The organism is Microbacterium sp. NPDC091662 (genome assembly GCF_044756705.1).
Taxonomy (GTDB): domain Bacteria; phylum Actinomycetota; class Actinomycetes; order Actinomycetales; family Microbacteriaceae; genus Microbacterium.
In genome coordinates this window covers 2,450,136-2,475,186 of record NZ_JBIVTM010000001.1, presented here as the reverse complement: position 1 = coordinate 2,475,186, position 25,051 = coordinate 2,450,136, and the positions used below count along the sequence as shown (strand labels likewise).

Here is a 25,051-nt window from a genome sequence, read left to right as displayed (position 1 = left end):
AAGTCCATGTGAGCGTCCTTTTCGTGTGTAGGCGTGACCTAGCGGGCGCTGACGAGATCGATGGCCTGGTCGAAGGCAACGCGGAGGCTGGAGTGATCCGCGATGCCTCTTCCCGCGATCTCGAACGCGGTGCCGTGGTCGACACTGGTGCGCACGAACGGCAAACCAAGGGTGACGTTGGCTCCCTTGTCGAGACCGAGATATTTGAACGGAATCAGCCCCTGGTCGTGATACTGAGCGACGACGACATCGAATTCGCGGTTCCGAGCTCGCATGAAGACGGTGTCCGGAGGGAAGGGACCTTCGGCGCGTATCCCGAGGCGCTGTGCCTCCGCGATGGCGGGGGCGATGATATCGAGCTCTTCTCGTCCCATGAGCCCGTTCTCCCCGGCGTGCGGATTCAGCCCCGCCACTCCGATGCGCGGTTCCCGTCCGTCTCGACGCAGTGTGCGATCGGCGAGGCGAATCACTCTCAGCACGGCGTCATGGGTGATCAGGTCAATTGCTTTGCGAAGAGGTTCGTGAATTGTCACCAGCACGACTCGCAGGTCGTCGCTCGCCATCATCATCGAGAAGTCGCTAGTGCCACTGAGGTCGGCGAGGATCTCCGTGTGTCCGGGGTACGGGTGTCCAGCGAGTCGCATCGCTTCCTTGTTGATCGGGGCGGTCACGATCCCCGAAACGTCCCCCCGAATCGCGGCGTGAATCGCCATCTCCACGTAGCGGAACGCGGCATCTCCCGCATGGGCGCTGACTTCCCCGATGGGCAGATCGTCGGGGAGCGTCGGGCCGGCGACAACATGCACCACCCGGGGATCGTTTCCCATCTCGCTGGCATTGGTGACGGTTTCCACCTGTAGGGGCAGCTCCAGCGAACTGATGTTTCGCCGGAGCAATGATGCATCCCCGAACACCACGACAGGGTACTGGGGTGCGCTGCGCTGCGTCGCCAGGTCGGCGATGAGCTTGACCGTGATCTCCGGGCCGATACCGGCCGGGTCTCCCATGCTGAGGGCAATCGGGGTCACTGATGTTCTCCTCTGAATCATGATCCGAAAGGGGCAGCTAGAGCTCTTTCGCACTGGTGTGGATCAGGTGGGCAAGTTCAACGAGCAGATCCGGAGTGCCGAATCCGCCGGCCTTGATGACAAAGGTGCGCTGACGATCTCGGTCGGCGCGTGTGGCAACGACCCCAGGGGCGGGCTCCGCGAGCACGCGCATCCCGGAGATCTCCAGTGCCTCTAGCACGGCGCGCGCTGTATCGCCGCCTGTCGCGACAACCGCATCGAGTACGTCACTGGCTCGCAATGGCGCCACCGCTGCCGCGAGACGTGCACGCACCTGGGACGCGGTCCGATCATTCGATGTGTCGGTGAGGGTGACCAGCTGCCCTCTGGCGAGGGCGATCTCGATCTGCTGCGCTGCCGCGGCAGGTTCGCAGATCGCGAGATCGAGGTGCACTGAGTGGGAGCGCACTCGCTCCAATTGCTCTTTGCTTGCCGCGTGTTCGCTCCCCACCACGATCAGAAGCGATCGAGATGGTGGGACGGATTGCGTGATCTCGTCCCGCCTCATCGAACGTGCTAACGCGGCACACAGGCCCGGCGACCCGACCCACAGGACCCGCTCCGGGCGCCGAACGCGCGCGACCAGCTCGTCGAGATCCGCATCGCTGGTCGCATCCGCGATTGCGATTCCGATGACCGCATCGACATCGAGGTTCGGATCGCGAAAACTCATCAGCGTTGCCTGCGGCAAGATCGCGCGAACGTCCGACTCCCCAGTCGGACTGCTCCTGTCTTCCCCGAAGCTCGTCCTCGAGACCGGCACCCCCCGGAGTAATTGCATGCCACGCACGGTCGTACGCCCCTCCGCTGGAAACGCCGGTGCGACGATCGTCAGCGGACGGCCAGTCGACCGCCGCGCCGCTTCGATCTCCTCGGCGATATTGCCGCGCAGAGTCGAATCGATCGTCTTCACAACCACCCCAGGTAGCTCACCCCTAAATGCCTTGGCCACGATGCCCGCAGCCTCGGTTGCACTCCGGATTCGCGTATTTGTATCGACACTCACAACATCCGCAGAACCCGCGTAGGGTGTCCCGGATAGCTGCACTTCGGCCCGCAGTCCACCTGCAACGAACGGACCCGCCCCGTCTGTCGCAGACGTGAGGTCGTCAGCGACGATCAGAACTCGAGGGCTGCCTACTTGTTTCACAAGAGCAACAGTGCCGAACAATCATGCGCATGAAAAGCGGGATTTGCGCACCAGAACTGTGCGAAACTCTCACATATGACAGCGCTTGCCCTTCCCCCGCTCAACGCACTCGCACCGTTCGAGGCCGTAGTCCGTCTCGGCAGCGTGACTGCCGCCGCAGGGGAACTCCGACTCACACACAGCGCCGTAAGCCGTCAGATCTCCACCCTCGAGCGCCACCTCGGACGCAAGCTTTTCCACCGCAAAGGCCGAGGGCTTATCGCGACTGACGACGCTCTCAGCCTCGCGGACTCCATCGCGCTCGGGCTCGAGACGATTTCCTTCGCCTGCCGCAGGATTCAACAAGAACCCGGACGGCCACTTGTGGTGTCGTGCGAACCGACCCTGCTGCAACGCTGGCTCCTGCCCCGACTTCCCGGCCTTGACTCCAACATCAAGCTCAGACTCTATGCGTCCGGCGGACCAGTCGACCTGAATCGTGACGGCATCGACCTTGCTATCCGTCGCCATGATTTTCCCCTCTCCGCAGATGCACAGTACGAGCCTCTCTTTCCCGAGTGGGTGGGTCCGGTCTGCAGCCCGGACGCGGCCAGACGACTGATCGAGGGCGACAGCATTCCTTGTTTGACATCGCGCACTCGCCCTGAGGCGTGGACGGTCTGGGAGCAGTTGCACGAGCGTTCACTGCTTCCTTCGGAGGAGCTGCAGTTTGACCACTTCTTCTTGTCACTCCAAGCCGCGTGCGCCGGACTAGGAGTGGCCATTGGCCCATACGCGCTCGTCGCCGACGACTTGAGTGCAGGGCGTCTCGTCGCTCCGTACGGTTTTGCAGCCGACGGCACCAACTATCTCTGCCTCACCAGCTCAAATCCACCCGCGCAGCTGATGGTACTGCTCGCCTGGCTGCGCAACCTCGACGGAATGGAACCACCCGACAGCCTCCGCTTGTGACGACCATCGACACGGCACGCAGCCAGGATGGGAAGCCAGATGAAAAAGGCGCTGCTCATCTCAGCGAAGCCACGGTACGCACGCGCGATTTACACCACTGAGGGCGCTCGCCTCACCCGCATCCGCTCCACCGGTGCGCGAGAGCAGATAGCGGACAAGACAGTGAACGCGGTCCGGACGAAGTCCCGCTGACCCGAAGGCGGGAAGAAAGTTTCGCGCAGATCGGGCTTGCGAAGAAAGCGACAACTCGGATGAGACGAATCGCAAGTGGAGTTGTGAGTCGGCTCAGCGGAATCCCGCCAAACTCTTGTCTCACCTTGCGACAACTCTCGTGAGATCGGACCACAAAGCGGGGCCCAACCAACTCTGACACCTCGGGGCCACCCAGGCTTGACCTCCCGTTGATGCTGAACAGCGCGGCTTCCGAAACGACGACGACCGCGTCGGAGCAACCCTCCTCATCCTCTTCGTACGAATCCTCAACCGACCCAGTCGCACCGAGGCTCTGGGGGCTCTTGCCGTCGCCAAGCCACGGTACAGCGTTGGAGGGTCTTTCGCGTATCCGTCCCGGGGTCTATCATGCGTGTCATTGCCGCACGTATGTCGCGGTGGGCGAGCCGGCGGAGGCCCCAGCGAAGCCGGTTCGGGCGGCCTCTTGGGATCTCCCCACGAACCAAGAGGCCGCCACCCGACGGCCCACCCGGGTACGACCCGCACCACGTGTAGTAGAGGGATCTGCACGAGAGGCGCGGGCCGGGGAGGGGGAGGTGGCGGCGGCGAGGAAGAGGCTCGCCGCCGCCGGTGCTTGCATTGCGATAAAGGAACGACCTCGGGAGAGTGCAAATCCTTTCGCCTGCGTGAGACGGGTCCCCACTCATGACACGCACCGGACAAGCCCGGCAAGTAGAGAGACGTCGCGCCCACCGTTTCATTACGCGAAACTACCCAACGTTTGGTTGGGTGTGCCGTTACGCGAGCGCCATGCTGTTCGGCCGGCGCCCAATCCCCGTGAGTTCGTCGCGAGCTTGGCGTTTACGCCCCAGGTCTTACGGACGACCACCTCTACGGCCACCCTAATGTGATTCGGATCTTAGTTTCGGGTCGAAAGCTCGCGGCGGATCGTCGCCGCTGGCCCTCGGTGGCTATCCGTCTCGGAAACGACCGCTATCGGGCTCTCGGGGGTGCGAACCTGGGCGCATGATGCCAACCGATCGGTTGGTTGTCTGTAGGGAGAAGAGGGGACAGACACTTCTGAGCTTCGTTTTTAGGCTGACGACGACAGCACGTATGGGTGCTGCGGGAGACGAATGGAGCATTTCTAATGAAGACTCGTGCTGTCCTTTCTGGGGTGGGACTACTGACGGCTGCCGCTCTGTGCCTCGGTGTAACCCCTGCAACTGCTGCCGCTCCTGCGACCGTGGCGACGGCTAGCGCGGAGGACTTGACGCCGGAGCTTGCCGATCGTGCCGCAGGGCTGACGACGTTCCTTGAGCAAAGTCACCTCGATCCCGGACGACGTGCTTCTCGCAGGAGACGAGGCCACCGCTACCTGGATCCAGGCCAACCTCGCTCCCTCCGGTGGGTCGTTGACTGCACGGGCAGACGTTTTCGGCTGCATCGGCGCGATCACTCTCGCCATCGCCGGCGTCGCGTTCCCTGCCGCCAAGATCCTCAAGATCAAGAAGCTCGCCGACGAACTCGGCGGCGTGGCGAAGGCTGTTCAGTTGCTCTGGGGCGCCAGCTTCAACTTCGAGAAGGTGCAGGCAGCGGGAGGTGCCCTCGCCGCGTTGGGTGCCGAGCTGATCGGTATCAGCGAGATCAAAGCGAAGTGCTTCACATGAATACTCCCGACCACCCCCGCCGCCTGAGTCGACGCGCCCGGTCCATCTGGATGACGTTGATCGGGATCGGTTTCGTCGTCGCCGCCGGCGTGATTGCGGTGATTGGCGATCCCTTCCTCGGGCTAGGATTCGCCGGTGCGGCGCTTGTGGTCTTCGCCCTCGCGCCGACCGTGATCGGTAGCCCCTCCGGTACCCGCCAACGCCCGGTATCAGCCACCCCGGAAGAGCTTAAGAAATGGCGCGAGGCACACCCGGGATCAACAATCACTGACGCGCTGAACGCACACCGCACCCCGTAGAAACTCGGAAAGGGGAAGCAAGGATGGCCCTCACCCCGGTCGACGTCGACCGGAGACACCGCCATCAGCATCGTTTGGAGATCGAACGCGGTCCCCTCGGGGTAGCCATCGCCCTGGGCCGCAGGCGGATTCCCGGCGCGAGCATCGGGAAGGAACCCGCTCTGCGAGCGAAGTACGACTCACGCCCTCCCACAGATCACCAAGAGCGAAAGTTATCCACAGCGCTCTCCACAGCCTGGGGAGAATTACACCGTTGTTATTCACAGGGGTTAACAACCCTGTTAACAACTCGGGATCAGGACAAAAGAATGAGCGGCGGCACGAACGCCACCACAACGATCAACAGGACGACCAGTGCCGACAGCAGAATGATCTGCAGGGTGCGCTGGTCTCGTCTCTTGGTCTTGACGAGGATGAGGGCGACGAGAGCGCCGACGATGGCGCCGCCCAGGTGCGCTTGCCAGGAGATCCCGCCGGCGAAGAAGCCGAAGGCGAAGTTGATGCCCAGGATGACCAGGATCCCGGTCACGTTCGCGCCGATGTGGCGTCCGATGATCAGCAGCGAAGCGAGGAGCCCGAAGATCGCTCCGGATGCTCCCACGGTCCAGGTGCCGGGGGCGAGGATGGCGACCATCACCGACCCGCCGAGGCCGCTGATCAGATACAGCGCGAGGTAGCGGGCGCGGCCGAGCATGGGCTCGAGGCTCTGCCCCAGCATCCACAGTGCGAGCATGTTGAGTGCCAGGTGGATGAAGCTGCCGTGCACGAAGAGCGCGGTCAGCAGACGCCAGGGCTCGAAAGGGATTCCGAAGAGGTTCGGGTACAGATACGGCGCGTAGAAGCCGAGCGCCTGGGTGATCGGGGCGTTGAACCCGGGGATCAACTGCACCAGGCCGATGAAGGACGTGACTGCCAAGAGCGCGTAGGTGACGACCGGCTTGCCGCCGCGCCCCAGCGCCATGGTCGCGCCGCTTCCGCCGCCCCACCGACGTGCCGCCTTCTTCTGGGCGGGGGTGCGGTTCTTGCGATCGGCGCTCATGCACTCGGGGCAGATGACGCCGACGGGCGCCTGGGTCTGGCACTCGGGGCAGATGGTGCGCATGCACCGCTGGCAGAGCACGAAGCTCTGCCGATCCGGATGCCGGTAGCAGAAGTTGTCGCGATTGCTCGTGAACTCAGGCGTGGTCATCCGGATCGGCCGCAGCTGTCGTCAGGCCGCGACGATGTCGATCGACTGCAGCACGACCGGCTCGACCGGGCGGTCGCCGGCACCGGTCTGCACGGCGCCGATCGCGTCGACGACGGCCCGGGAGGCGTCGTCGGCCACCTCGCCGAAGATCGTGTGCTTGCCCTGCAGCCACGGCGTCGGGTCGGTCGTGATGAAGAACTGCGAACCGTTGGTGCCCTCGGGCTTACCGGTGATGGCGTTGCGACGGAGGCCGGCGTTGGCCATGGCGAGGATGTAGGGCTCGTTGAAGTTGAGCTCCATGTTGATCTCGTCGTCGAAGTTGTAACCGGGGCCGCCGACGCCCTGTCCGAGCGGGTCGCCGCCCTGGATCATGAAGTTCGGGATGATGCGGTGGAAGATGACGTCCTTGTAGAGGGGACCTTCGCCGGGCTTGCCCGTGGCGGGATCGGTCCACTCCTGGGTGCCGTCGGCGAGGCCGACGAAGTTCTTGACCGTCTTCGGGGCGTGGTCTCCGAAGAGGTTGATGACGATGTCACCGTGGTTGGTGTGCAGGGTTGCGACATGAGAAGCGTGAGCCATGACCTCATTCTCTCAGAGCTTCCGGTGAGTTGGCCGTGGTGGATACTCCTGTTCGGACGAAGAAGCAAGGGCCGGGCGATTCCCGCCCGGCTTCCAGCCTCTCGTGGCAAGATGGGGAACCCGTACTCCAATGGACAGGAGAGCATCGTGAGCCTCAGCCGCAAGCGGAAGAAGGAACTGCGTCGTCTTCAGAACGACGCGAACCAGCTCTGGGAGAACCAGCAGGTGCTCGTCGGTCACGCCGCCGATGTCGCCCGTGAGGCCGGCCGTCAGCTCGGCAACCTCAATCGCGAGCAGGTCGTGCCGGTCATCCAGGACACGTACAATCGCCGTGTCGCCCCGGTCGTCGACCGTGGCGTGAAGATCGGCAAGCACGTCGTCGACGACAAGTTCGTGCCGATCGTGGGCGGAGTGGTCGGTTCGGCCCTCACCGCCTGGGACGTCGCCAACGCCAAGCGCCACGGCGTGGCCGTGCAGGTGCGCAAGGCGACCAAGCCGCAGAAGTCGGGACCGGGCCTCGGCTCGGTCATCGCGATCATCCTCGGCGCCGCTGCAGCTGTCGGCGTGCTCTACGCCGCCTGGCAGGCACTGCGCGCCGACGATGAGCTCTGGGTCGCGGACGACCCGCTCGCCGCACCCGACGCGTGACCCCGTCTGATCCCGCCTCCGTCGCCACTGGTGACGGAGGCGTTCAGCATGCGCGGGTGCGGGATGCGGCCGCTGCTCGTGGGCTCGCGATCGAGATCCGTGAACGTCCGGCCGCTGGCAGCCTGTTCGAGGCGGCCGAGCTCCTCGGCATCCCGCCGTCCGGCATCGTCAAGACGCTCGTCGTGAAGCGCTCGGACGACACCTTCCTGTTCGCTCTGGTCCCCGGCGGACGCTCGATCTCCTGGCCGAAGCTGCGCGCGCTGGTCGGCGTGAACAAGCTGCGACTGCCGGAGCCTGAGTTGGCGCTCGCGGCGACCGGCTACGAACGAGGCACCATCGTGCCGATCGGCAGCACCACCGATTGGCCGATCTACGCCGACGAGTCGATCGTCGGTCAACGCATCGCCATGGGCGCAGGAGCCCATGGATACAGCCTGTTCGTCGACGCAGACGATCTGATCGCGGCCTACGGCGCCACCGTCGCCGACATCTCCGTTCCCGAAGAGCGCTGATCCCGGCGGGACCGGGCCGCTCGGGTCAGAGGATGCCCGCCATCCTCAACGCGATGTCGACCAGCTTGACGCGCTGCAGCTCGGCGACCGCCTTCAGCGGGAACCACTCGGCCATATCGGTCGAGCCGCCGGTCTCGAAGCGCAGCCTGCCGCCCGTGACTTCAGCGCGATAGAGGATGCGCAGGGTGTGCAGCGGATCCGCTGCCTTCTGCACCCGACGACCGGCGGGGATCACCCGGGAGTGGATGCCGAGGAGTTCGCCGACCTTGACCGTGTAACCGGTCTCCTCGCGAAGCTCGCGACGCACCGCATCCTCCGGTGACTCACCCGCCTCGAGCCCGCCGCCCGGCATCGTCCACGCCACTCGGCGACCCTCGGTCCAGCGCGCCAGCAACAACCGCCCGTCGTCATCGGTGACGACCGCGTACGCCGCGACACGCAGGTCCATGGATCACACACTATCCGTCGGAGAAGGCGGTCGATGACCGCGTGTCCTGCGGACATCGATCACGAATCGAGAAGCACACCGGCATCGGGTATCCGTAGTGTGATCTGCACACCGGCACCCATCGAGAGGACCGATCATGGCCGAGAAAGAGAAGAACTTCAGCGCTGAGGAACGCGAGGCCATGCAGGCCGCAGCGAAGGAGGCCCGTACCCGGCGCTCCCGGGCGAAGAAATCCCCCGAAGAGCTGCGAGCGGCGGGGGAGGCCGACATCAAGGAGGCGATCGAGAAGCTCACTCCCGAGGATCAGGCGCTGTCCAACAAGCTGCATGCGCTGGTCTCCGAGGTCGCACCGGAGCTGGTGCCGCGCACGTACTACGGGATGCCCGCGTGGGGTCGCGACGGGAAGGTGCTCTGCTTCTTCCAGCCGGCGAGCAAGTTCAAGGTGCGCTACGGCACGTTCGGGTTCGAGCCGATCTCGAACCTCGACGACGGCACCGTGTGGCCCACGGCCTACGCGGTGACCGACCTCACCAAGGCCGATCTGGAGTTCCTCGCCGAGCGCATCCGCGTCGCCATCAGCTGACTTCCGCGGAGGGGGCGCGACCGAACGACCGCGCCCCCTCCGATCAGCCGTTGATGACCTGCGGCACCGCGACCGACTTGAGCCCTTCGATCCCGAACTCGAGGCCGTAGCCCGAGGACTTGTGGCCGCCGAACGGGATCATCGGATGCACCCCGCCGTGCGAGTTGATCCACACCGTTCCCGCCTGGATGCGCGCGGCCACCTTCCGCGCCTCTTCCCGGTCTCCCCATACCGACGCGCCGAGCCCCACGTCGAGGCCGTTGGCGCTGGCCACCGCGTCGTCCACATCGGTGTACCGGATGATCGGCAGCGCTGGTCCGAACTGCTCCTCGTCGACGAGCGCCACGCCGTCCGCGACGTCGGCGACGAGCGTCACCGGGTAGAAGAGCTCGCCGAGCTCGGTCGCGGGCCGACCACCGGTGACGATCCTTCCACCGTTGCGAGCGGCATCTTCGACCAGGTCGCGCACGATCTCGAACTGCGCGTGGTTCTGCAGCGGACCGAGAACGTTCTTCTCATCCAGACCGTTGCCCATCGGGGTCTGGCGCACGACCTCGGCCAGCGCGTCGACCACCTCGTCGTAGACGGAGTCATGCACGTAGAGGCGCTTGAGAGCCGCACAGGTCTGGCCCGTGTTGATGAACGCCCCCCAGAAGAGGTCCTGTGCGATGGCCGAGGCATCGACGCCCGGCAACACGATCCCCGCGTCGTTCCCGCCGAGCTCGAGCGTGAGGCGGGCGAGGTTCTTCGCCGAGCTCTCGACGATGCGGCGTCCGGTCGCGGTGGATCCGGTGAACATGACCTTGCCGATGTCGGGGTGCGAGGCGATCCGAGCCCCTACCTCCCGGTCGCCGGTGACGCCGATCAGCACGTCGTGGGGGAGCACCCGGTTCATGACCTCGATCAGGGCCAGCACGCTGAGGGTCGTGTAGCCGCTCGGCTTCACGACCACGGTGTTGCCCATGCGCAGCGCGGGGGCGATCTGCCAGATGCCGATCATGAGCGGCCAGTTCCACGGTCCGATCGCCCCGACCACGCCGATCGCGCGGTAGTGCAGTTCGGCATGGGTCTCGCCGTCGTCGACAACGGTCTCCGGCTCGAGGGGCGTCGCCGCCGCGGTGCGCAGCCATGCCGAGCAGGCCCCCACCTCGAAGCGGGCGTTCGGTCCGTTGAGCGGCTTGCCCTGCTCGCGGGAGAGCAGACGCGCGAGCGGCTCGGCGTTCGCGTCGATCGCGTCGGCCACCCGATTCAACAGCGCACTGCGTTCCTCGTGTCCGAGCGCATCCCACGCGGGCTGGGCGGCTTTCGCGCGCGCGACCGCTGCGTCGAGTTCTTCGACCGTGTGCACGGGTGCTCGTCCGATCGGTTCCCGCGTCGCCGCGTCGACCACTTCGCGACCCTGACCCGCGGGGGCGCCGACGCGCTCCATCAGGGCGGCCTCATCAAGAACCGGGGCGATTTCCGACATCACTGTCTCCTCACGATGGGGCACGACGGGTTCATCGTGCAGTTCGAGTCTGCGCTCGGGGATCGAGCGGGGTTTGTCTGCCCGTGCGGGGCGCTTGTCGGTCCGTGACGGAAGCGTCAGGACCGGCAGCTCGGCTCAGTGGCCTCCGCCGCGGTAGGGGCCGAGCACCGACAGTCGGTCGAGGTGAGCGGACAGTGCGAAGTGCGGATCGATGTCGGCGGTGCTCGGCTGCGTGACGAGCCGTGCCGCCCATTCGCCCAGCATGGGCGCGAACTTGAAGCCGTGCCCGGAGAGGCCGGTCACCGTCACGACCCGCTCGCTCGCGCTCACATCGACGATCGGGGTGCGGTCGGGCGTGTAGGCGCAGTGATGCACACTGGAGCGCACCGGCTCGGGGTTCAGCGCGGGGAAGAACTCCTTCGCCTGCTGCCCGATCTTCACGAGCTCGTGCCGCGTGTACTCCCGAGGCACTTCGTCGACATCACGGGCCACCGGCCACGTGGGGTTGCTGCTGGCCTTGATCGAATAGCCGTCGAGACTCGGGGCCCCGAAGAAGTGCACGGGGCCGACGTCGCGCAGGAAGGCGGGGAAGCGCCCCGGGAGGAAGTCGGCGATGTCCGTGGGCATGAACCAGGTCAGGCCCAGCACCTGCAGCCGCAGCAGGTCGCGCAGGCGCCCGTCCAATCGCGTCGACCACGATCCAGAGGCGAGGATCACGGTGTCGGCTCCGATCGCCTCGAACGGAGTGCGGACCACGACGCCGCCCGGCTCCTCCTCGATCGCGAGTACCGGGGAGTTGAAGCGCAACTGCGCTCCGGCAGCCTCGGCGATGTCGAGCGCCGCCATCAGAGACACCTCGGGACGGATGCCGCCGCCGTGGTGGTCGAGCACTCCCACGTCGCCGTCGTGCACGTTGTGCTGCGGATGCGCGCGCCGCAGCGCTTCCGTGTCGTACAGGGTGTGCGGCAGATCGAACTCCCGCACGGTGTCGAGGGTCGTGCGCATCTCGACGCGGTCGGGCTGGGCGATCGACAACGCGCCCACCTCGAGGTAGAGCTCCCGACCCGACTGCTGTTCGAGTTCGCGCCACAGCCGCCGCGACTCCTGGAGCATCGGAACGTAGAGTCCACCCTCGTGATACGCCGTGCGGAAGACACGGGACTCCCCGGCATACGAGCCGCGGTCGTGCACCCGGCCGTACTGCTCTATGCCGATGACCTCGACGTCGTCACGCTGCGACAGCCGCCACGCGGCGAGCGCACCGACCGCGCCCAGCCCGACGATGACGATCCGCTTCCTGACTTTCGCGTTCATGCCGACTCCTGACGAATGATGGATGGGGGACGGAGACCGGTCATGCGAGTGCCGGGGAGTCCCACAGAAGAAGCTCGGTACCGATGCCCTCGGTCACCGCCCGTCGGTACACGACGGTTCCCCACGCGACATCCTCCACGGGCATCCCGCCGACGGAGTAGAGGAAGATCTCGTCCGCACTCCGGCGTCCCTCGGCCTCGCCGCTCATGATCGCCGGCAGGTTCTCGAGAGCCTCGTCGCTCACGTCTCCCGAACGGATGCGGTCGAGCAGATACATGCCGTGCAGCCCGATGTGCTCGTGGGCGGGGTGCGGCACCTCCTCGCTCCACGCTTCATACAGACCGCCGAAGTCGGCGATGTGCCGAGCACCGCCCAGCAGCTCGTCGTCGATCATGATGTCGGCGGGAAGGCTCACCAGCGCGCCGGGCTTGATCCACCGTTTCTCGATCCGCACGTAGTTCGCCGACCCTGCCGGCGTGGTCGGGGCGATGGTGACCAGATCGCTGTCGCGCACGGCCTCCTCGACACTGTCGACGACCGTGACCGATGTGAATTGCGGGTACTCGCGCCGCACCCACCCGACGAAGGAGTCGATGCCCGACCGGCTGCGGCCGGCGATCTTCAGGGTGTCGAGCTCGGGCCGCACGGCCACGAAGGCCTCGAGCGTTGTCCTGTTCATCACGCCGGGGGCCACGATGCCGACGCTCCGCGCATCCGGATTCGCGAGGTGTCGCGCGCCGACACCCGGCACGGCGCCGGTGCGATAGGCGCTCAGCAGGTTGGCCGACATGTGCGCGAGCGGCGCTCCGGTGTCCTTGTCGCTCAGGGTGAGCATCAGGATCGACCGCGGCAGACCGTTCTCACGGTTGACCATGTTCGACCCGTACCACTTGCATCCGGCCGTCTGGAAACTGCCGCCGAGGTAGGCCGGCATCGCCATCATCCGCCGATGGGGACCGTCGAGCGGCATCCCCTCGTGGGATGACTCCGCCGGGAAGGTGACCATCGATCCGTGGGAGTTCCCGTCGGGGCCGCCCATCCGATAGTCCCCGGCGTCGACGAGACGCAGCGTCTCCTCCATCACGTCGACGCACAGACCCATGTCTGTGACGCCCGCGGCGATCATGTCGGGCTCGGACAGATAGCGAAACGTCAATCTGGTGTCCGGAGTGCTCACGTGCTTCCTCTCATCGCCTCCGTCGCCCGCCCGCTTCGGGGGGTGCGGCGGCATTCGTCAAATGGTTCGCGACGTCTCCACCGACTCGCCCAGGTGCGGATTCTCCGGCAATTCGGTGCCATGCCCGATCTGACGGTAGACCTCGGGTCGAGCCCGCCGCAGCCAGAACGCCCACCCGACCGCGAGCGCCGAGGGAACGAGCAGGACTGCGGGAAGGATGAAGGTCGTCGGTGCGGACTCGGCCTGGCCGAGCAGCACATCCCAGTTCAGGAGGATGAGCACCCACACGACCGCGAGCGCCACGAGAGCGATGATCGGTGCGACCAGCCTGCTGCCGGCACCCACCTCTCGTCGATCACGCCGGAAGAAGCCGATCACCGCGACAGAGACGAGCACGAGGAGCAGCACGAGGCCGAAGGCGCCGAGGTTCGTGAGCCAGGTGAACAGCGTGATCACGGGGTACGGACCGTTCTCGGGGCTCCAGCCCTGCTCGCCGATCGCGAACGCGACGATCACGACGACTGCGATCGCGGACTGCAGCAGTGATCCCGCCCACGGTGCGCCGCTCGTGATGCGGACGGTGCCCAGCCCCCGGGGCAGCACACCCTCGCGTCCGAGCGAGAACGCGTACCGGGCGACCGCGTTGTGGAAGCTGACGAGGGCAGCGAACAGGCTCGTGATGAAGAGGATCGACATGACGTCGACCCAGATCACGCCGAGATGCTCCGCGACGAAGTTGAAGAACAGCGGGGGGCCGGCTTCTTCGGGAGAGATGCCCGTGGGGTCCGTGATCTTGCTCGGACCGACCGCGAGTGCGAGCGCCCACGAGGAGAGAGCGTAGAAGATGCCGGAGACGCCGACCGCGAGGAAGGTCGCACGCGGGATGGTGCGCTTCGGGTCCTTCGACTCCTCGCCGTAGATCGCCGCCGACTCGAAGCCCATGAACGCCGCGATGCCGAAAGCGAGCACGGCCCCTACTCCCGGCACGAAGAGCGCCGAAGGGGTGATGGGGGTGGCGGTGAATCCCTCGGCCGGGTTGCCGAAAGCGAAGAGGTCGAAGACGATCACGGCGACGAACTCCAGGGCGACGAGCACCCCCAGCACCTTGGCCGAGAGATCGACGCGATGCACGCCGAGCACACCCACCAGCACGATCGTCAGGAGCACCCACGCCCACCACGGACTCACCCATCCGGTCTTCGACTCGATGAACGAGCTGATCTGGAAGCCGAGCATCCCGTAGATGCCGATCTGCATCGCGTTGTACGACAGGAAGGCGAGGATGGAGGCGCCGACGCCCGCCGGGCGGCCGATGCCCTGCGCGACGTAGGCGTAGAAGGCGCCCGCGTTCGTGACGAACCGGCTCATGGCCGCATAGCCGATCGCGAAGATGCCGAGGGCGACCGCCAGCACGATGTAGCCGAACGGGATGCCGTCGACATGTGTGACCGCGTAGGCGCTGGTCACTCCGCCGGCGAGCACGGTCAGCGGCGCGGAGGCCGCGATGATCATGAATGCGACCGCGAAGACGCCGAGGCGCCGGTGTTCGGCCGTTCTCGTCGTCGACGTTGTGGGGGTGGACGTCACCATGGCGCAGCTCCTTCGATGCTCGGGTATGTCCTCATACTCGCCACGGCCGGGCGCCGTCTGTTGACGACGAGGGCAGAACACTTGTCTACGCGGGCACAGGGGGCTGATGCTAAAATGCAGCATCGTATATGATCGGCCACAGTGGGGTGAGCCTTGATGCAGAGTCTGTCGTTCCTCGATTACCGCCATGCGGTGTCCCGTGCCGTCGTCGCGCTCGATGTGACCGCGCCCGAGCAGGATCGCTTCCGCGGCGCGATCGATGCCACCGCCGCCGGTGACATCCACGTGTTCGCGATCGACGCCGACGGACACGGCGTGCACCGCACCCCGTCGCTCATCTCCCGCGCCCCTCAGCAGTACTTCAAGTTCTCGCGGATCGAGCGCGGCAGCGGCCTCATCGTGCAGGACGGACGCGAGACCGCGCTCGGCAGTGGCGACATGGCGCTGTACGACACCGACCGCCCGTACTCGCTGTTATTCGACGACGCGGTGCAGATGTCGGTCGTGATGTTCCCCAAGGTGCTGCTCGACATACCGTCGGAGGACACGAGCCGCATCACGGCCACCCGACTCAACGCGGGTGGAGCACTGGGCGCGATGGTGGGTCCGTATCTGGGCTCGCTCGCCGAGGGGGCGCATCACCTCGACAGCCGCATCGCCAGACGGATGCTGCGCACAGCGGTCGACATGCTCAGCACGGTGCTGGAGGCGAACCTCGCCGTGACCGACGGCCCGGTGAGCGCGCACTCCGCGACGCTGACGCACATCCTCACCTACATCGACGTGCACCTTGCAGACAGCGATCTCTCACCGTCACAGATCGCGGCGGCGCACTACATCTCGGTGCGGCATCTGCACGCGATGTTCAGTGAGCAGGGCTCCACGGTCTCGACGGTGATCCGCCGACGCCGACTGCAGCGCTGTTACGACGCGCTCACCGATCCCTACCAGGCACAGCGCTCCATCGCCGAGATCGCGATCGCTGCCGGCTTCGTCGACCCCGCGCACTTTAGCCGGGTGTTCCGTGCGCACTACGGAGTACCGCCCCGTGCCGTGCGCGCGGGCTGAATTCACCCCTGGATCGGGGTGACCTGCACCCACCCGCGCAGTAGCGTTGAGCCCGTGAGCACACTGCCGTTCCCCGCCCCCGTGTACGCCGCCCGCCTCAGTCGCGCCGCCTCGCTCGCCGCCGAGGCCGGGCTCGACGCCATCATCGTGGGCCCGGGCCCCGATCTGCAGTATCTGGTGGGAGTCGAAGGCGACACCATCGAGCGACTCACCGCCCTGGTGATCGGCCCCGACCTCGCGCCGACGATCGTGGTCCCGCGGATGGAGCTCGCGAAGGTGCGCACCACCGCGGTCGGAGAGCTCGCACTCGCCGTCGCGGACTGGGTCGACGGCGAAGACCCGTACGCGCTGGCCACCGCCGCCGCAGGCACCGTGTCGCGCGTCGGCGTCTCCGATGCCCTTCCCGCCCTGCACGTCATCCCGATCGGCGAGCGACTGGGGGTACGTCTCGAACTCGCGACCCCGGTGCTGCGCGAGGGACGCATGGTCAAGGACGCCGAGGAGATCGCGGAACTGCGTCGTGCCGGAGATGCGATCGACGCGGTGCACCGCCGCGTGCACGAGTGGCTTCGGGCTGGACGCACCGAGCGCGCGGTCGCGGCCGACATCGCCGAGGCCATCGTCGCCGAGGGCCACCGCACGGTCGAGTTCGTGATCGTCGGCTCCGGGCCGAACGGCGCGGACCCGCACCACGAGGTCTCGGACCGCGTGATCGAAGAGGGCGATGTGGTCGTGGTCGACATCGGAGGAGCCGTGCCGAGCGGCTACAACTCCGACAGCACCAGGACCTACGTCGTCGGCACTCCCGACCCCGCAGCCGCCGAGCACATCGCCGTGTTGGTGCAGGCGCAGCAGGCGGCGGTGGATGCCGTGCGCCCCGGGGCCACCGCGGCCGAGGTGGATGCCGCAGCGCGGAACGTTCTCGCCGACGCCGGTCTGGGTGAGGCGTTCCTGCACCGCACCGGCCATGGCATCGGCGTCTCGGTGCACGAGGAGCCGTACATCGCCCCGGGCAACGACCTGGTGCTTCGTGAAGGCATGGCATTCAGCATCGAGCCCGGCATCTACTTCGCAGGCGAGTGGGGTGCCCGCATCGAGGACATCGTGATCGTCACGGCCGACGGTGGTGAGCGACTCAACCTCGCACCGCACGGGTTGGTGTCGGTGGGCTCGCACTGACCGTCGTCGAGCGCTCACCGCGATAGCATCGGCCCATGCGCCGCCGCCGCAAGGTCTCCTCCGCCACCGCGTCGCCGGCGACCCGTGCGCGCTACGCGAAACGGCGCCAGAATCGGCTCGCCCGCGTCGACAACGATCTCACCGACGACCAGTGGTACGACCTGATGGACGCCTGGGGCGGATGCGCGTACTGCGGTGGAGACGGCGCCGCCCTGCAGCGCGACTGCATCCAGCCGGTGTCGCGCGGCGGCCGGTACACGCTCGAGAACGTGGTTCCGGCCTGCGCCTCCTGCAACGCGAGCAAGCACAACGACGAGGTCACCGGCTGGCTGCGCCGCAAGAAGCTCGACGAACGCACGTTCCTCGTTCGTCACGCCACGATCCTGCGGACCCTTCGACCCACCGAGTGATTCTCCGCACCGCATCGCTACTCTCGAGTCATGACGACGATCGCACCGATCACAGCCGATGACCGTGCCGAGTGGGATGCCCTGTGGGGCGGCTATCTGTCGTTCTACGAGGAAGACCTCGACGCGGCGACCACGGCTGCCACCTTCGAGCGCCTCATCGACTCCGATTCCGGCATCCACGGAGCGCTCGCCCGCGACGAGAACGGCACCGCCGTGGGCATCGTCCACTGGTTGACGCACCCCTCCACGTGGGCGACGACGGACTACTGCTACCTCGAAGACCTGTTCGTGGCCCCGAACGTGCGCGGTGGCGGAGTCGGTCGGGCCCTGATCGCGCACGTCCGCGCGTGGGCCGAGCAGCAGGGTGCGGCGAAGGTCTACTGGCTCACGGCGGAGACGAACACCACGGCACGCGGACTCTATGACCGTGTCGCCACCCGATCGGGCATGATCCACTACGAGATCGACCTCGACTGATACGTCGATCCGGGGCATCCAGCAGGTGCAGAAGAAGCCCCCGGCAGGTGCCAGGGGCTTCTCGATCCTGTGGAGCCTAGGAGATTCGAACTCCTGACATCCTGCTTGCAAAGCAGGCGCTCTACCAACTGAGCTAAGGCCCCGTGAGGGATTTTCTTGAGTTAAGGAGTGGGGCTACCAGGACTTGAACCTGGGACCTCTTCATTATCAGTGAAGCGCTCTAACCGCCTGAGCTATAGCCCCGTCAACCTCCAAGACTTTACCGGAGAAATACGGAAAATCCGAATCGAGGGGGAGCACCCGGGAGTGTCCTCCCCCTCGAACGTGTTCAGCGGCCCGGTCGGATGGTCGCGGTGCCCGCCGAGAGCGAGACCTCGATCGTCCTCCGCGCACTCGACGCCTCGTCGACTTCGGCGTTCAGGGTGCCCGCACTGATCTCCTGAGAGATCGCGTACTCCACGTCGGGAACCGTCAGATCCAGAGTCCCGGCGCTCACGTCGATGGCCGTCCTTGTCGGAGGGGTCCCCGTGAGCTCGACCGTGAGATCGCCGGCCGATACGCCGAGGTCCGCCTGGGATACACCATCGAGGAGGATGTCGGCGCGGCCGGCGCTCATCTGCACATCGAGCTCCTTCGCCGCCCCTTCGACGTCGAGCGCCCCGGCGCTCACGCTGATGTCGAGCACACCGAAATCGCCGTTCACATCGAGGCTGCCCGCATCGAGGTTCAAGTCGGCATCGACTCCTGCATCACGAAGGCTCTCCGGGAGCGTGAGCACGGCGATCTCCTCGTCACCGAACCAGCCGCCGATCCACCACCCGAACACTCCTTGCGGGCTCCGCACGACCAACTCATCGCCGTCGCGTTCGAACGTCCACGGCGTACCGCGCCCGTTCGTGATGGCGAGCGTGGCCTCGTCGACATCGCCGAACTCGACCCGCATGCTGCTGGCGTCGGCAGAGAGGTCGATGCTCTCCAGACCGTCGACGTTCACGTTCTGCACGGAATCCGGGCGACTCGACGACACGATGGTCCCCGCCGCGGCGGCGGCGGCCGTGCCTCCGGCGCCGAGAAGCGCGAGCCCCCCGACCACCGCCGTCACGACCATGACTGCGGTCGCCCCGGGGGTGCGTCCGCTCGGGGGTGCGGAGGGAGAGGGTGGAGCCGCCTGCGGTTCAGGTACCTGGGGCGGGGAAGCGGGCGGCGGGGTGAGCGGGGTGTGCTCGCCCTGGACGCCGTTGTCGTCGGTGGTCATCGTGCCACTCCTGTCTGGCCGGTCGGCGGCGTCGGGCCACCGGTGTTCTCGATGTGTGCGAGGGCGGCGAGCACGCGGCGGTTTCCCGACTCGTCCTGCTCGAAGCCCAGCTTCTGGAAGATGGAGGTGATGTGCTTCTCGACACTCGCTTCCGAGAGGAACAGCAGCCCCGCGATCGCCTGGTTCGACTTCCCCTCGGCGATCAGTGCGAGCACGGTGCGCTCGCGCTCGGTGAGCCGCAGCATCCGATCGTCGCGGTTGCGGCGCATCAGCAGCTGGGCGACGACCTCCGGGTCGAGCACGGTGGCGCCCTCGGAGATCCGCTGCACGGAGGCGAGGAACTCGGAGACATCGGCGACCCTGTCCTTGAGCAGGTAGCCGAGTGGCCCACCCTGCGCGGCGATCAGATCGGATGCGTACCGCTCTTCGACGTACTGCGAGAGCACGAGGATGGCGAGCGACGGATGCGTCGAGCGCAGACCGAGAGCGGCTCGGATTCCCTCATCGGTGAACGTCGGCGGGAGGCGTACATCCAGGATGCACAGGTCGGGCGATGTGGTGGCGACGGCCTCATCCAGACCCTCGATGTCGGGGAGGGCGGCGACCACCTCGTGGCCGGCGTCTTCGAGCAGACGGACCAGGCCCTCGCGGAGAAGGACCGAGTCCTCGCAGATCAGGATGCGCACGGTACGTTCACCTCCAGGCTGGTCGGCCCGCCCTGGGGACTGTCGAGGCGGAAGGTTCCGCCCGCGGCCAAGATGCGGTTCGCGATCCCGTCGAGTCCTCCGCCAGGCTGCACCTGCGCGCCGCCGATGCCGTTGTCCTCGACCCGCGCCCAGAGCGTATTGCCCTCGCGGAGTCGCACGATCACTCGCGCCTCGCTGGCCCGGGAGTGCTTCGCCGCATTGGTCAAGGACTCGGCGATCGAGAAGTAGACGGCGGCCTCGGCCTCCCGACTGCAACGGCCGTCCATGCGCACGTCGAGGTGTACGGGGATGTGCGACCGCCCGGCGAGGGCCGACAGTGCGGCATCGAGCCCCCTGTCGTCGAGCACGGAGGCGTGGATGCCGCGAGCGAGCTGACGCAGTTCGGTGATGGCGGCCTTGGTCGAGGTGTGTGCCTCGTTGATCAGCTCCTTCGCGGCGTCCGGGTCGCTGTCGATCTTCTGCTGCGCGAGGCCGAGCGTCATGCCGACCGAGACGAGCCGTGGCTGAACGCCGTCGTGCAGATCGCGCTCGATGCGAGTGCGCTCGACATCGGCGGCGCGCACGGCGCCTTCCCGCTGGGCCGTCGTGGTGCGCACGCGCTCGGTGAGCTCGGTCTCCTTGCTGCGGATCACGATCGCGAGCGAGAGTGTGCGGTGCAGCAGCGCCAGGCCGATCATTCCGACGACGCACGCCGCGATGCCCAGGATGCCGACCAGCGGGGCCCATGCGACCGGGATGCCTCCGCCACCGAACGGTCCCATGACCGAATCCGCAGCGGTGAGGGGCGCGAACGAGATGATGATCGACCAGACCAGGCCCCAGAACAGGCGGAGCACGACCCAGCCGAGAAGGGCGGAGATGGCGAAGTTGGCGACCGCGCGCCACATGCGCCCATCGATCGCCTGGCGACCGAGAGCTCGCAGCCAGCCGACGAAACCGGGACGATCGAGTGGCTGCAGGCGCAGCGGTGCGATGGGGGTGCGGTACAGCGCGCCGACACGGGCGACCTCGAACCAGCCCACGCCGTACAGCGCGTAGACCAGTCCCACCAGCAACACGAGTCCGATGCCGGCGGCGAACAGAAGCCCGAGGCCGGTGCCGAGGAGCCCGCCGAGCATGCCGAAGATGGCCCCGCCGAGGATGCCGACACCTGCCAGATGCAGGATCGTGAGGAAGATGCGCAACGGCGGCTTCACCGCCGTTGCGGGAGCCGGGGTCGCAGTCTGAGTGGTCATGGTTCCAAGGTACGGCTGGCCGGGTGGGCTCGATACCGAGTCAACCGGACACTCCGATTCGGGTTTTCCGTAATGACCGTCCCGGTCTCCCTCCCTCTCCGGCCGCCCGTCTGCTTCACTGGGGGCATGACAGCCCACGAAGGTGAACCGCACGGCGCCGGTCTCGGTCAGCGACTGAACTGGCTGCGCGCCGGAGTTCTCGGAGCGAACGACGGCATCGTCTCGGTGGCCTCACTCGTGGTCGGAGTCGCCGGCGCCACGACCGACAACGCCGCACTCCTCACCGCGGGCATCGCCGGCCTCGTCGGCGGAGCGATCTCCATGGCGCTCGGCGAGTACGTCTCGGTGAGCAGCCAGCGCGACAGTGAGCGCGCCCTGATCGCGAAAGAACGCGAGGAGTTGCGGACCATGCCGACGGCCGAGCTGGCCGAACTCACCGCGCTCTACCGCGATCGCGGCCTCACCGAGGAGACGGCGCGGCAGGTGGCGGAGGAGCTCACCGCGCACGACGCCCTCTCGGCCCATCTGGAGGTCGAGCTCGGCATCGATCAGAACGATCTCGTCAACCCCTGGCACGCCGCGATTTCTTCCGCCGTCGCCTTCACCCTCGGCGCACTGCTGCCGCTGCTGGCGATCCTGCTCCCCCCTCCGCAATGGCGCGTCCCCGTCACCTTCGTCGCCGTCCTCATCGCTCTGGCCGTGACCGGGGCGGTGTCGGCGAGGATCGGAGGCTCGGCGCCGGTGCGCGCATCCATCCGACTGGTCATCGGTGGCGCGCTCGCGTTGGCCGCCACCTGGCTGATCGGCACCCTCCTCGGCACCACGGGCGTCGTCTAGACCGGGGAAGAGGAACGACGAAGGGCGGATGCCGTAGCATCCGCCCTTGGTCTGATCCGTTCCGAGGATCAGTTCGACATGAAGCCGACGAGCAGTCCGCCCGTCACCTTCACCGCGAGGTTGTAGATTCCGGCGACGACGGCGCCGAGCACCGTGAAGACGATCAGGTTCAGGATCGCGACCACGGCCGCGAACGCCATCACCTGCGGAAGTCCGACGACCTCGGAGAGCACGAACGTGTTGTCGGTGATGCCGAGCAGGAAGCTCTCCGCCGTGGTCATGATCCCCGTCGCCTGGAACACCAGGAAGATGAGGAAGAACGAGACCATCGTGACGACCGCGAGGGCCACCGCTCCGAGGAACGAGAGCTTCACGGCCGACCAGAAGTCCACGTAGACCAGTCGAAGGCGTACCTGCTTGCCGCTGGTCTTGCGGGTCGACTTCTTCGCCAGCTTGTCGGCCACTGTACTCATGCGTCTGTATCCTCGGGGGTCTCTGTCGTCTCGGGGGCCTGGGTCTCGGCATCCTCCGCATCCGCCTCGTCTTCGGCGAGTCCGCGCTCACCGTTACGGGCGATGGCGAGGATGCGGTCGGCCTCCGTCGTCCGGGCGAACACCACTCCCATGGTGTCTCGACCCTTGGCGGGGACCTCGGCCACGGCAGAGCGTACCACCTTGCCGCTGGAGAGAACCACCAAGACCTCGTCGTCCTCGGAGACGATCAGACCACCCGCGAGAGTGCCCCGATCATCGTTGAGCTTGGCGACCTTGATGCCTGTTCCGCCGCGTCCCTGCACCCGGTATTCCTCTACAGCGGTGCGCTTCGCGTACCCTCCGTCGGTCACGACGAAGACGAACTTGCCCGGCGCTGCGACGGATGCCGAGAGCAGGCAGTCCTGGTCGATCTTGAACTTCATGCCACGCACACCGGCCGTCGCACGACCCATCGGTCGCAGGGCCTCATCGGTCGCCTCGAAGCGCACCGACATGCCGCGGCGGCTGATGAGGAGGATGTCGTCCTCGGCGTTCACGAGCAGCGCGCTGACGAGCTCGTCCTCATCGTTCAGGCGGATCGCGATGACGCCACCCTGACGATTGGTGTCGTATGCCTCGAGTCGCGTCTTCTTGACGAGACCCTCGCGGGTCGCGAGCACCAGGTAATCCGCCACCTGGTAGTCGCGGATGTCGAGCACCTGCGCGATGTTCTCGTCCGGCTGCAGAGCGAGCAGGTTGGCGACGTGCATGCCCTTCGCGTCGCGACCGGCCTCGGGCACCTCGTAGGTCTTCGCACGGTAGACGCGACCCTTGTCGGTGAAGAACAGCAGCCAATGGTGCGTCGTCGTCACGAAGAAGTGCTCGACGATGTCGTTGGCGCGCAGCTGCGCGCCCTTGACGCCCTTGCCACCGCGGTGCTGGGAACGGTAGTTGTCGCTGCGCGTGCGCTTGATGTACCCCTCGCGCGTGACGGTGACGACCATCTCCTCTTCGGCGATGAGGTCTTCCATCGAGACGTCGCCGTCGAAACCGTGCAGGATGTGCGTGCGACGCTCGTCGCCGAAGCGGTCGACGATGCCCGTCAGTTCTTCGCGGATGATCGTGCGCTGACGACCCTCGTCGGCCAGGATCGCCTTGTAGTCGGTGATCTGCGCCTCGAGCTCGTTCGCCTGGTCGATGATCTTCTGGCGTTCGAGGGCCGCGAGACGGCGCAGCTGCATCTGCAGGATCGCGTCGGCCTGGACCTCGTCGATGTCGAGGAGCTTCTGGAGTCCCTCGTTCGCGTCCGCCGTGGTCTGGGACCGACGGATGAGCGCGATGACCTCGTCGAGGGCATCGAGCGCCTTCAGGTATCCGCGCAGGATGTGCATGCGCTTCTCGGCCTCGCGCAGACGGAACTCCGTGCGCCGGACGATGACGTCGATCTGGTGGGAGATCCAGTGCGTGATGAAGCCGTCGATCGCGAGGGTGCGCGGCACGCCGTCGACGATCGCGAGCATGTTCGCGCCGAAGTTCTCCTGCAGCTGCGTGTGCTTGTAGAGGTTGTTCAGCACGACCTTCGCCACCGCGTCGCGCTTGAGCACGACGACCAGGCGCTGACCCGTGCGGTCCGACGACTCGTCGCGGATGTCGGCGATACCGGTGATCTTGCCGTCACGGGCGAGGTCACCGATCTTCACGGCCACGTTGTCGGGGTTGACCTGGTACGGCAGCTCGGTGATGACGAGGCAGGTGCGGCCCTGGATCTCCTCGACGTTGACGACCGCGCGCATCGTGATCGAGCCGCGACCGGTGCGGTACGCCTCGTGGATGCCCTTGGTGCCGAGGATCTGCGCACCGGTCGGGAAGTCAGGACCGGGGACGCGCTGGATGAGTCCCTCGAGCAGTTCCTCACGGGAGATGCCGGGGTTGTCGAGTGCCCAGAGGGCCGCGTCGGACACCTCGCGCAGGTTGTGCGGCGGGATGTTCGTGGCCATGCCGACCGCGATGCCGACGGAACCGTTGACGAGCAGGTTCGGGAAACGGGCCGGCAGGACCGTCGGCTCCTGCGTCTGACCGTCGTAGTTGTCGGTGAAGTCGACGGTGTCTTCCTCGATGTCGCGCACCATCTCGAGCGCGAGCGGGGCCATCTTGGTCTCGGTGTATCGCGGAGCTGCGGCCCCCATGTTGCCCGGCGAACCGAAGTTGCCCTGGCCGAGAGCCAGCGGGTACCGCAGCGACCACGGCTGCACCAGTCGCACGAGGGCGTCGTAGATCGCCGAGTCGCCGTGCGGGTGGTACTGGCCCATGACCTCGCCCACCACACGGGCGCACTTCGAGAACGACTTGTCGGGGCGGAACCCGCCGTCGTACATGCCGTAGATCACACGGCGGTGCACGGGCTTGAGCCCGTCGCGCACGTCGGGGAGCGCGCGTCCCACGATGACGGCCATCGCATAGTCGAGGTAGCTGCGCTGCATCTCCGACTGCAGGTCGACCTGGTCGATCTTGCCGTGATCGTGTTCCGGCTCGGTGCGTTCTTCGTCAGTCATGAATCAATCTCTCTGTCACACATCTGGTCTGAGCCCGCGGGC

The 25,051-nt window shown here is 66.6% G+C and carries 25 protein-coding genes and 2 tRNA genes; 11 read left to right on the top strand and 16 right to left on the bottom strand.

Features of this window, described 5'->3' with window-relative positions:
* Positions 1-38 precede the first annotated feature (38 nt).
* Positions 39-1,028 carry a 4-hydroxythreonine-4-phosphate dehydrogenase PdxA gene (gene pdxA, locus ACIQLD_RS12115; RefSeq protein ID WP_402608233.1) on the bottom strand — a complete coding sequence of 330 codons (990 nt, stop codon included), beginning with the start codon at positions 1,026-1,028 and terminating at the stop codon, positions 39-41.
* A gap of 37 nt (positions 1,029-1,065) precedes the next feature.
* A complete protein-coding gene (locus ACIQLD_RS12110; RefSeq protein ID WP_402608232.1) occupies positions 1,066-2,217 on the bottom strand; it encodes a four-carbon acid sugar kinase family protein in 1,152 nt (383 codons plus the stop codon).
* A 75-nt stretch (positions 2,218-2,292) separates the two neighbouring features.
* Here ACIQLD_RS12110 and ACIQLD_RS12105 point away from each other — a divergent pair, with 75 nt between their 5' ends.
* The 3 genes from ACIQLD_RS12105 (at position 2,293) to ACIQLD_RS12095 (ending at position 5,308) form a co-directional block, all read left to right on the top strand.
* The gene (locus tag ACIQLD_RS12105; RefSeq protein ID WP_402608231.1) at positions 2,293-3,168 is read left to right on the top strand and encodes a LysR family transcriptional regulator; all 876 of its coding nucleotides are present in this window, start codon (positions 2,293-2,295) and stop codon (positions 3,166-3,168) included.
* A gap of 1,487 nt (positions 3,169-4,655) precedes the next feature.
* Complete coding sequence (locus ACIQLD_RS12100; protein WP_402608230.1) at positions 4,656-5,009, top strand: hypothetical protein; 354 nt, start codon at positions 4,656-4,658, stop codon at positions 5,007-5,009.
* Positions 5,006-5,308 carry a hypothetical protein gene (locus tag ACIQLD_RS12095; RefSeq protein WP_402608229.1) on the top strand — a complete coding sequence of 101 codons (303 nt, stop codon included), beginning with the start codon at positions 5,006-5,008 and terminating at the stop codon, positions 5,306-5,308. Before ACIQLD_RS12100 ends, ACIQLD_RS12095 begins: the two co-directional genes overlap by 4 nt.
* A 295-nt stretch (positions 5,309-5,603) precedes the next feature.
* Here the strand turns inward: ACIQLD_RS12095 and ACIQLD_RS12090 are convergent, their stop codons facing one another.
* Complete coding sequence (locus tag ACIQLD_RS12090) at positions 5,604-6,497, bottom strand: rhomboid family intramembrane serine protease (RefSeq protein WP_402608228.1); 894 nt, start codon at positions 6,495-6,497, stop codon at positions 5,604-5,606.
* A gap of 21 nt (positions 6,498-6,518) precedes the next feature.
* A complete protein-coding gene (locus ACIQLD_RS12085; RefSeq protein ID WP_402608227.1) occupies positions 6,519-7,076 on the bottom strand; it encodes a peptidylprolyl isomerase in 558 nt (185 codons plus the stop codon).
* A 147-nt stretch (positions 7,077-7,223) separates the two neighbouring features.
* Here ACIQLD_RS12085 and ACIQLD_RS12080 point away from each other — a divergent pair, with 147 nt between their 5' ends.
* Both ACIQLD_RS12080 and ACIQLD_RS12075 read left to right on the top strand, forming a co-directional pair.
* Complete coding sequence (locus ACIQLD_RS12080) at positions 7,224-7,724, top strand: DNA helicase (RefSeq protein ID WP_402608226.1); 501 nt, start codon at positions 7,224-7,226, stop codon at positions 7,722-7,724.
* A gap of 56 nt (positions 7,725-7,780) precedes the next feature.
* Entirely contained in the window at positions 7,781-8,236 is a 456-nt protein-coding gene (locus ACIQLD_RS12075) for an aminoacyl-tRNA deacylase (RefSeq protein WP_402608225.1), read from the top strand.
* A 25-nt stretch (positions 8,237-8,261) separates the two neighbouring features.
* Here ACIQLD_RS12075 and ACIQLD_RS12070 read toward each other — a convergent pair whose 3' ends face one another.
* Positions 8,262-8,684 carry an NUDIX hydrolase gene (locus ACIQLD_RS12070; RefSeq protein ID WP_402608224.1) on the bottom strand — a complete coding sequence of 141 codons (423 nt, stop codon included), beginning with the start codon at positions 8,682-8,684 and terminating at the stop codon, positions 8,262-8,264.
* A 136-nt stretch (positions 8,685-8,820) separates the two neighbouring features.
* Here ACIQLD_RS12070 and ACIQLD_RS12065 point away from each other — a divergent pair, with 136 nt between their 5' ends.
* Entirely contained in the window at positions 8,821-9,267 is a 447-nt protein-coding gene (locus ACIQLD_RS12065) for a DUF1801 domain-containing protein (RefSeq protein WP_091028115.1), read from the top strand.
* A 43-nt stretch (positions 9,268-9,310) separates the two neighbouring features.
* On the opposite strand, the gene ACIQLD_RS12060 is transcribed toward ACIQLD_RS12065, so the two are convergent.
* The 4 genes from ACIQLD_RS12060 to ACIQLD_RS12045 all read right to left on the bottom strand — a co-directional run bounded on the left by ACIQLD_RS12060 (position 9,311) and on the right by ACIQLD_RS12045 (position 14,816).
* Positions 9,311-10,735 (bottom strand): aldehyde dehydrogenase family protein, encoded by a 1,425-nt coding sequence (locus ACIQLD_RS12060; protein WP_402608223.1) that lies wholly within the window; start codon positions 10,733-10,735, stop codon positions 9,311-9,313.
* A gap of 135 nt (positions 10,736-10,870) precedes the next feature.
* Complete coding sequence (gene solA, locus ACIQLD_RS12055) at positions 10,871-12,049, bottom strand: N-methyl-L-tryptophan oxidase (RefSeq protein ID WP_402608222.1); 1,179 nt, start codon at positions 12,047-12,049, stop codon at positions 10,871-10,873.
* Positions 12,050-12,089: 40 nt separating this feature from the next.
* Positions 12,090-13,226 carry a tyramine oxidase subunit B gene (locus ACIQLD_RS12050; protein ID WP_402608221.1) on the bottom strand — a complete coding sequence of 379 codons (1,137 nt, stop codon included), beginning with the start codon at positions 13,224-13,226 and terminating at the stop codon, positions 12,090-12,092.
* A gap of 57 nt (positions 13,227-13,283) precedes the next feature.
* Positions 13,284-14,816, bottom strand: coding sequence for an APC family permease (locus ACIQLD_RS12045; protein WP_402608220.1), 1,533 nt, complete (start codon positions 14,814-14,816; stop codon positions 13,284-13,286).
* Between the two features lie 156 nt (positions 14,817-14,972).
* Here ACIQLD_RS12045 and ACIQLD_RS12040 point away from each other — a divergent pair, with 156 nt between their 5' ends.
* From ACIQLD_RS12040 to ACIQLD_RS12025, 4 genes are read left to right on the top strand one after another with little or no spacing between them, the layout of a single operon-like run.
* Positions 14,973-15,884, top strand: coding sequence for a helix-turn-helix domain-containing protein (locus tag ACIQLD_RS12040; RefSeq protein WP_402608219.1), 912 nt, complete (start codon positions 14,973-14,975; stop codon positions 15,882-15,884).
* Positions 15,885-15,938: 54 nt separating this feature from the next.
* Positions 15,939-17,063 carry a M24 family metallopeptidase gene (locus ACIQLD_RS12035; protein ID WP_402608218.1) on the top strand — a complete coding sequence of 375 codons (1,125 nt, stop codon included), beginning with the start codon at positions 15,939-15,941 and terminating at the stop codon, positions 17,061-17,063.
* A gap of 35 nt (positions 17,064-17,098) precedes the next feature.
* Positions 17,099-17,473, top strand: a complete 375-nt coding sequence (locus ACIQLD_RS12030; protein WP_402608217.1) for an HNH endonuclease — start codon at positions 17,099-17,101, stop codon at positions 17,471-17,473.
* A gap of 30 nt (positions 17,474-17,503) precedes the next feature.
* Positions 17,504-17,950: a GNAT family N-acetyltransferase gene (locus tag ACIQLD_RS12025; RefSeq protein WP_402608216.1), complete on the top strand. Its 447-nt coding sequence runs from the start codon at positions 17,504-17,506 to the stop codon at positions 17,948-17,950.
* A gap of 70 nt (positions 17,951-18,020) precedes the next feature.
* On the opposite strand, the gene ACIQLD_RS12020 is transcribed toward ACIQLD_RS12025, so the two are convergent.
* The 5 genes from ACIQLD_RS12020 to ACIQLD_RS12000 all read right to left on the bottom strand — a co-directional run bounded on the left by ACIQLD_RS12020 (position 18,021) and on the right by ACIQLD_RS12000 (position 21,147).
* Positions 18,021-18,093, bottom strand: a tRNA-Ala gene (locus ACIQLD_RS12020).
* A gap of 26 nt (positions 18,094-18,119) precedes the next feature.
* Positions 18,120-18,193: transfer RNA gene (locus tag ACIQLD_RS12015), tRNA-Ile, on the bottom strand.
* Positions 18,194-18,278: 85 nt separating this feature from the next.
* Entirely contained in the window at positions 18,279-19,205 is a 927-nt protein-coding gene (locus tag ACIQLD_RS12010; RefSeq protein WP_402608215.1) for a hypothetical protein, read from the bottom strand.
* Positions 19,202-19,891: a LuxR C-terminal-related transcriptional regulator gene (locus ACIQLD_RS12005; protein WP_402608214.1), complete on the bottom strand. Its 690-nt coding sequence runs from the start codon at positions 19,889-19,891 to the stop codon at positions 19,202-19,204. The genes ACIQLD_RS12010 and ACIQLD_RS12005 overlap by 4 nt, the downstream gene beginning before the upstream one ends.
* Positions 19,879-21,147 carry a sensor histidine kinase gene (locus ACIQLD_RS12000; RefSeq protein ID WP_402608213.1) on the bottom strand — a complete coding sequence of 423 codons (1,269 nt, stop codon included), beginning with the start codon at positions 21,145-21,147 and terminating at the stop codon, positions 19,879-19,881. The genes ACIQLD_RS12005 and ACIQLD_RS12000 overlap by 13 nt, the downstream gene beginning before the upstream one ends.
* Positions 21,148-21,273: 126 nt before the next feature.
* Between ACIQLD_RS12000 and ACIQLD_RS11995 the strand changes: the two genes are divergently transcribed.
* A complete protein-coding gene (locus tag ACIQLD_RS11995; RefSeq protein ID WP_402608212.1) occupies positions 21,274-21,984 on the top strand; it encodes a VIT family protein in 711 nt (236 codons plus the stop codon).
* A gap of 68 nt (positions 21,985-22,052) precedes the next feature.
* On the opposite strand, the gene ACIQLD_RS11990 is transcribed toward ACIQLD_RS11995, so the two are convergent.
* Together ACIQLD_RS11990 and gyrA are read right to left on the bottom strand one after the other, a co-directional pair.
* The gene (locus tag ACIQLD_RS11990; protein ID WP_017829919.1) at positions 22,053-22,457 is read right to left on the bottom strand and encodes a DUF3566 domain-containing protein; all 405 of its coding nucleotides are present in this window, start codon (positions 22,455-22,457) and stop codon (positions 22,053-22,055) included.
* Positions 22,454-25,009 (bottom strand): DNA gyrase subunit A, encoded by a 2,556-nt coding sequence (gyrA, locus tag ACIQLD_RS11985; protein ID WP_402608211.1) that lies wholly within the window; start codon positions 25,007-25,009, stop codon positions 22,454-22,456. The genes ACIQLD_RS11990 and gyrA overlap by 4 nt, the downstream gene beginning before the upstream one ends.
* Positions 25,010-25,051 lie beyond the last annotated feature (42 nt).

Bases quoted from the DNA above. Each gene is read 5' to 3' on its own strand.
- ACIQLD_RS11990 (WP_017829919.1), bottom strand. From the start codon at position 22,457: ATGAGTACAGTGGCCGACAAGCTGGCGAAGAAGTCGACCCGCAAGACC.
- ACIQLD_RS12000 (WP_402608213.1), bottom strand. From the start codon at position 21,147: ATGACCACTCAGACTGCGACCCCGGCTCCCGCAACGGCGGTGAAGCCG.
- ACIQLD_RS12070 (WP_402608224.1), bottom strand. From the start codon at position 8,684: ATGGACCTGCGTGTCGCGGCGTACGCGGTCGTCACCGATGACGACGGG.
- ACIQLD_RS12095 (WP_402608229.1), top strand. From the start codon at position 5,006: ATGAATACTCCCGACCACCCCCGCCGCCTGAGTCGACGCGCCCGGTCC.
- solA (WP_402608222.1), bottom strand. From the start codon at position 12,049: ATGAACGCGAAAGTCAGGAAGCGGATCGTCATCGTCGGGCTGGGCGCG.
- ACIQLD_RS12105 (WP_402608231.1), top strand. From the start codon at position 2,293: ATGACAGCGCTTGCCCTTCCCCCGCTCAACGCACTCGCACCGTTCGAG.
- ACIQLD_RS12030 (WP_402608217.1), top strand. From the start codon at position 17,099: ATGCGCCGCCGCCGCAAGGTCTCCTCCGCCACCGCGTCGCCGGCGACC.
- ACIQLD_RS12010 (WP_402608215.1), bottom strand. From the start codon at position 19,205: ATGACCACCGACGACAACGGCGTCCAGGGCGAGCACACCCCGCTCACC.
- ACIQLD_RS12085 (WP_402608227.1), bottom strand. From the start codon at position 7,076: ATGGCTCACGCTTCTCATGTCGCAACCCTGCACACCAACCACGGTGAC.
- ACIQLD_RS12060 (WP_402608223.1), bottom strand. From the start codon at position 10,735: ATGTCGGAAATCGCCCCGGTTCTTGATGAGGCCGCCCTGATGGAGCGC.
- ACIQLD_RS11995 (WP_402608212.1), top strand. From the start codon at position 21,274: ATGACAGCCCACGAAGGTGAACCGCACGGCGCCGGTCTCGGTCAGCGA.
- ACIQLD_RS12090 (WP_402608228.1), bottom strand. From the start codon at position 6,497: ATGACCACGCCTGAGTTCACGAGCAATCGCGACAACTTCTGCTACCGG.
- ACIQLD_RS12045 (WP_402608220.1), bottom strand. From the start codon at position 14,816: ATGGTGACGTCCACCCCCACAACGTCGACGACGAGAACGGCCGAACAC.
- ACIQLD_RS12065 (WP_091028115.1), top strand. From the start codon at position 8,821: ATGGCCGAGAAAGAGAAGAACTTCAGCGCTGAGGAACGCGAGGCCATG.
- ACIQLD_RS12025 (WP_402608216.1), top strand. From the start codon at position 17,504: ATGACGACGATCGCACCGATCACAGCCGATGACCGTGCCGAGTGGGAT.
- gyrA (WP_402608211.1), bottom strand. From the start codon at position 25,009: ATGACTGACGAAGAACGCACCGAGCCGGAACACGATCACGGCAAGATC.
- ACIQLD_RS12040 (WP_402608219.1), top strand. From the start codon at position 14,973: ATGCAGAGTCTGTCGTTCCTCGATTACCGCCATGCGGTGTCCCGTGCC.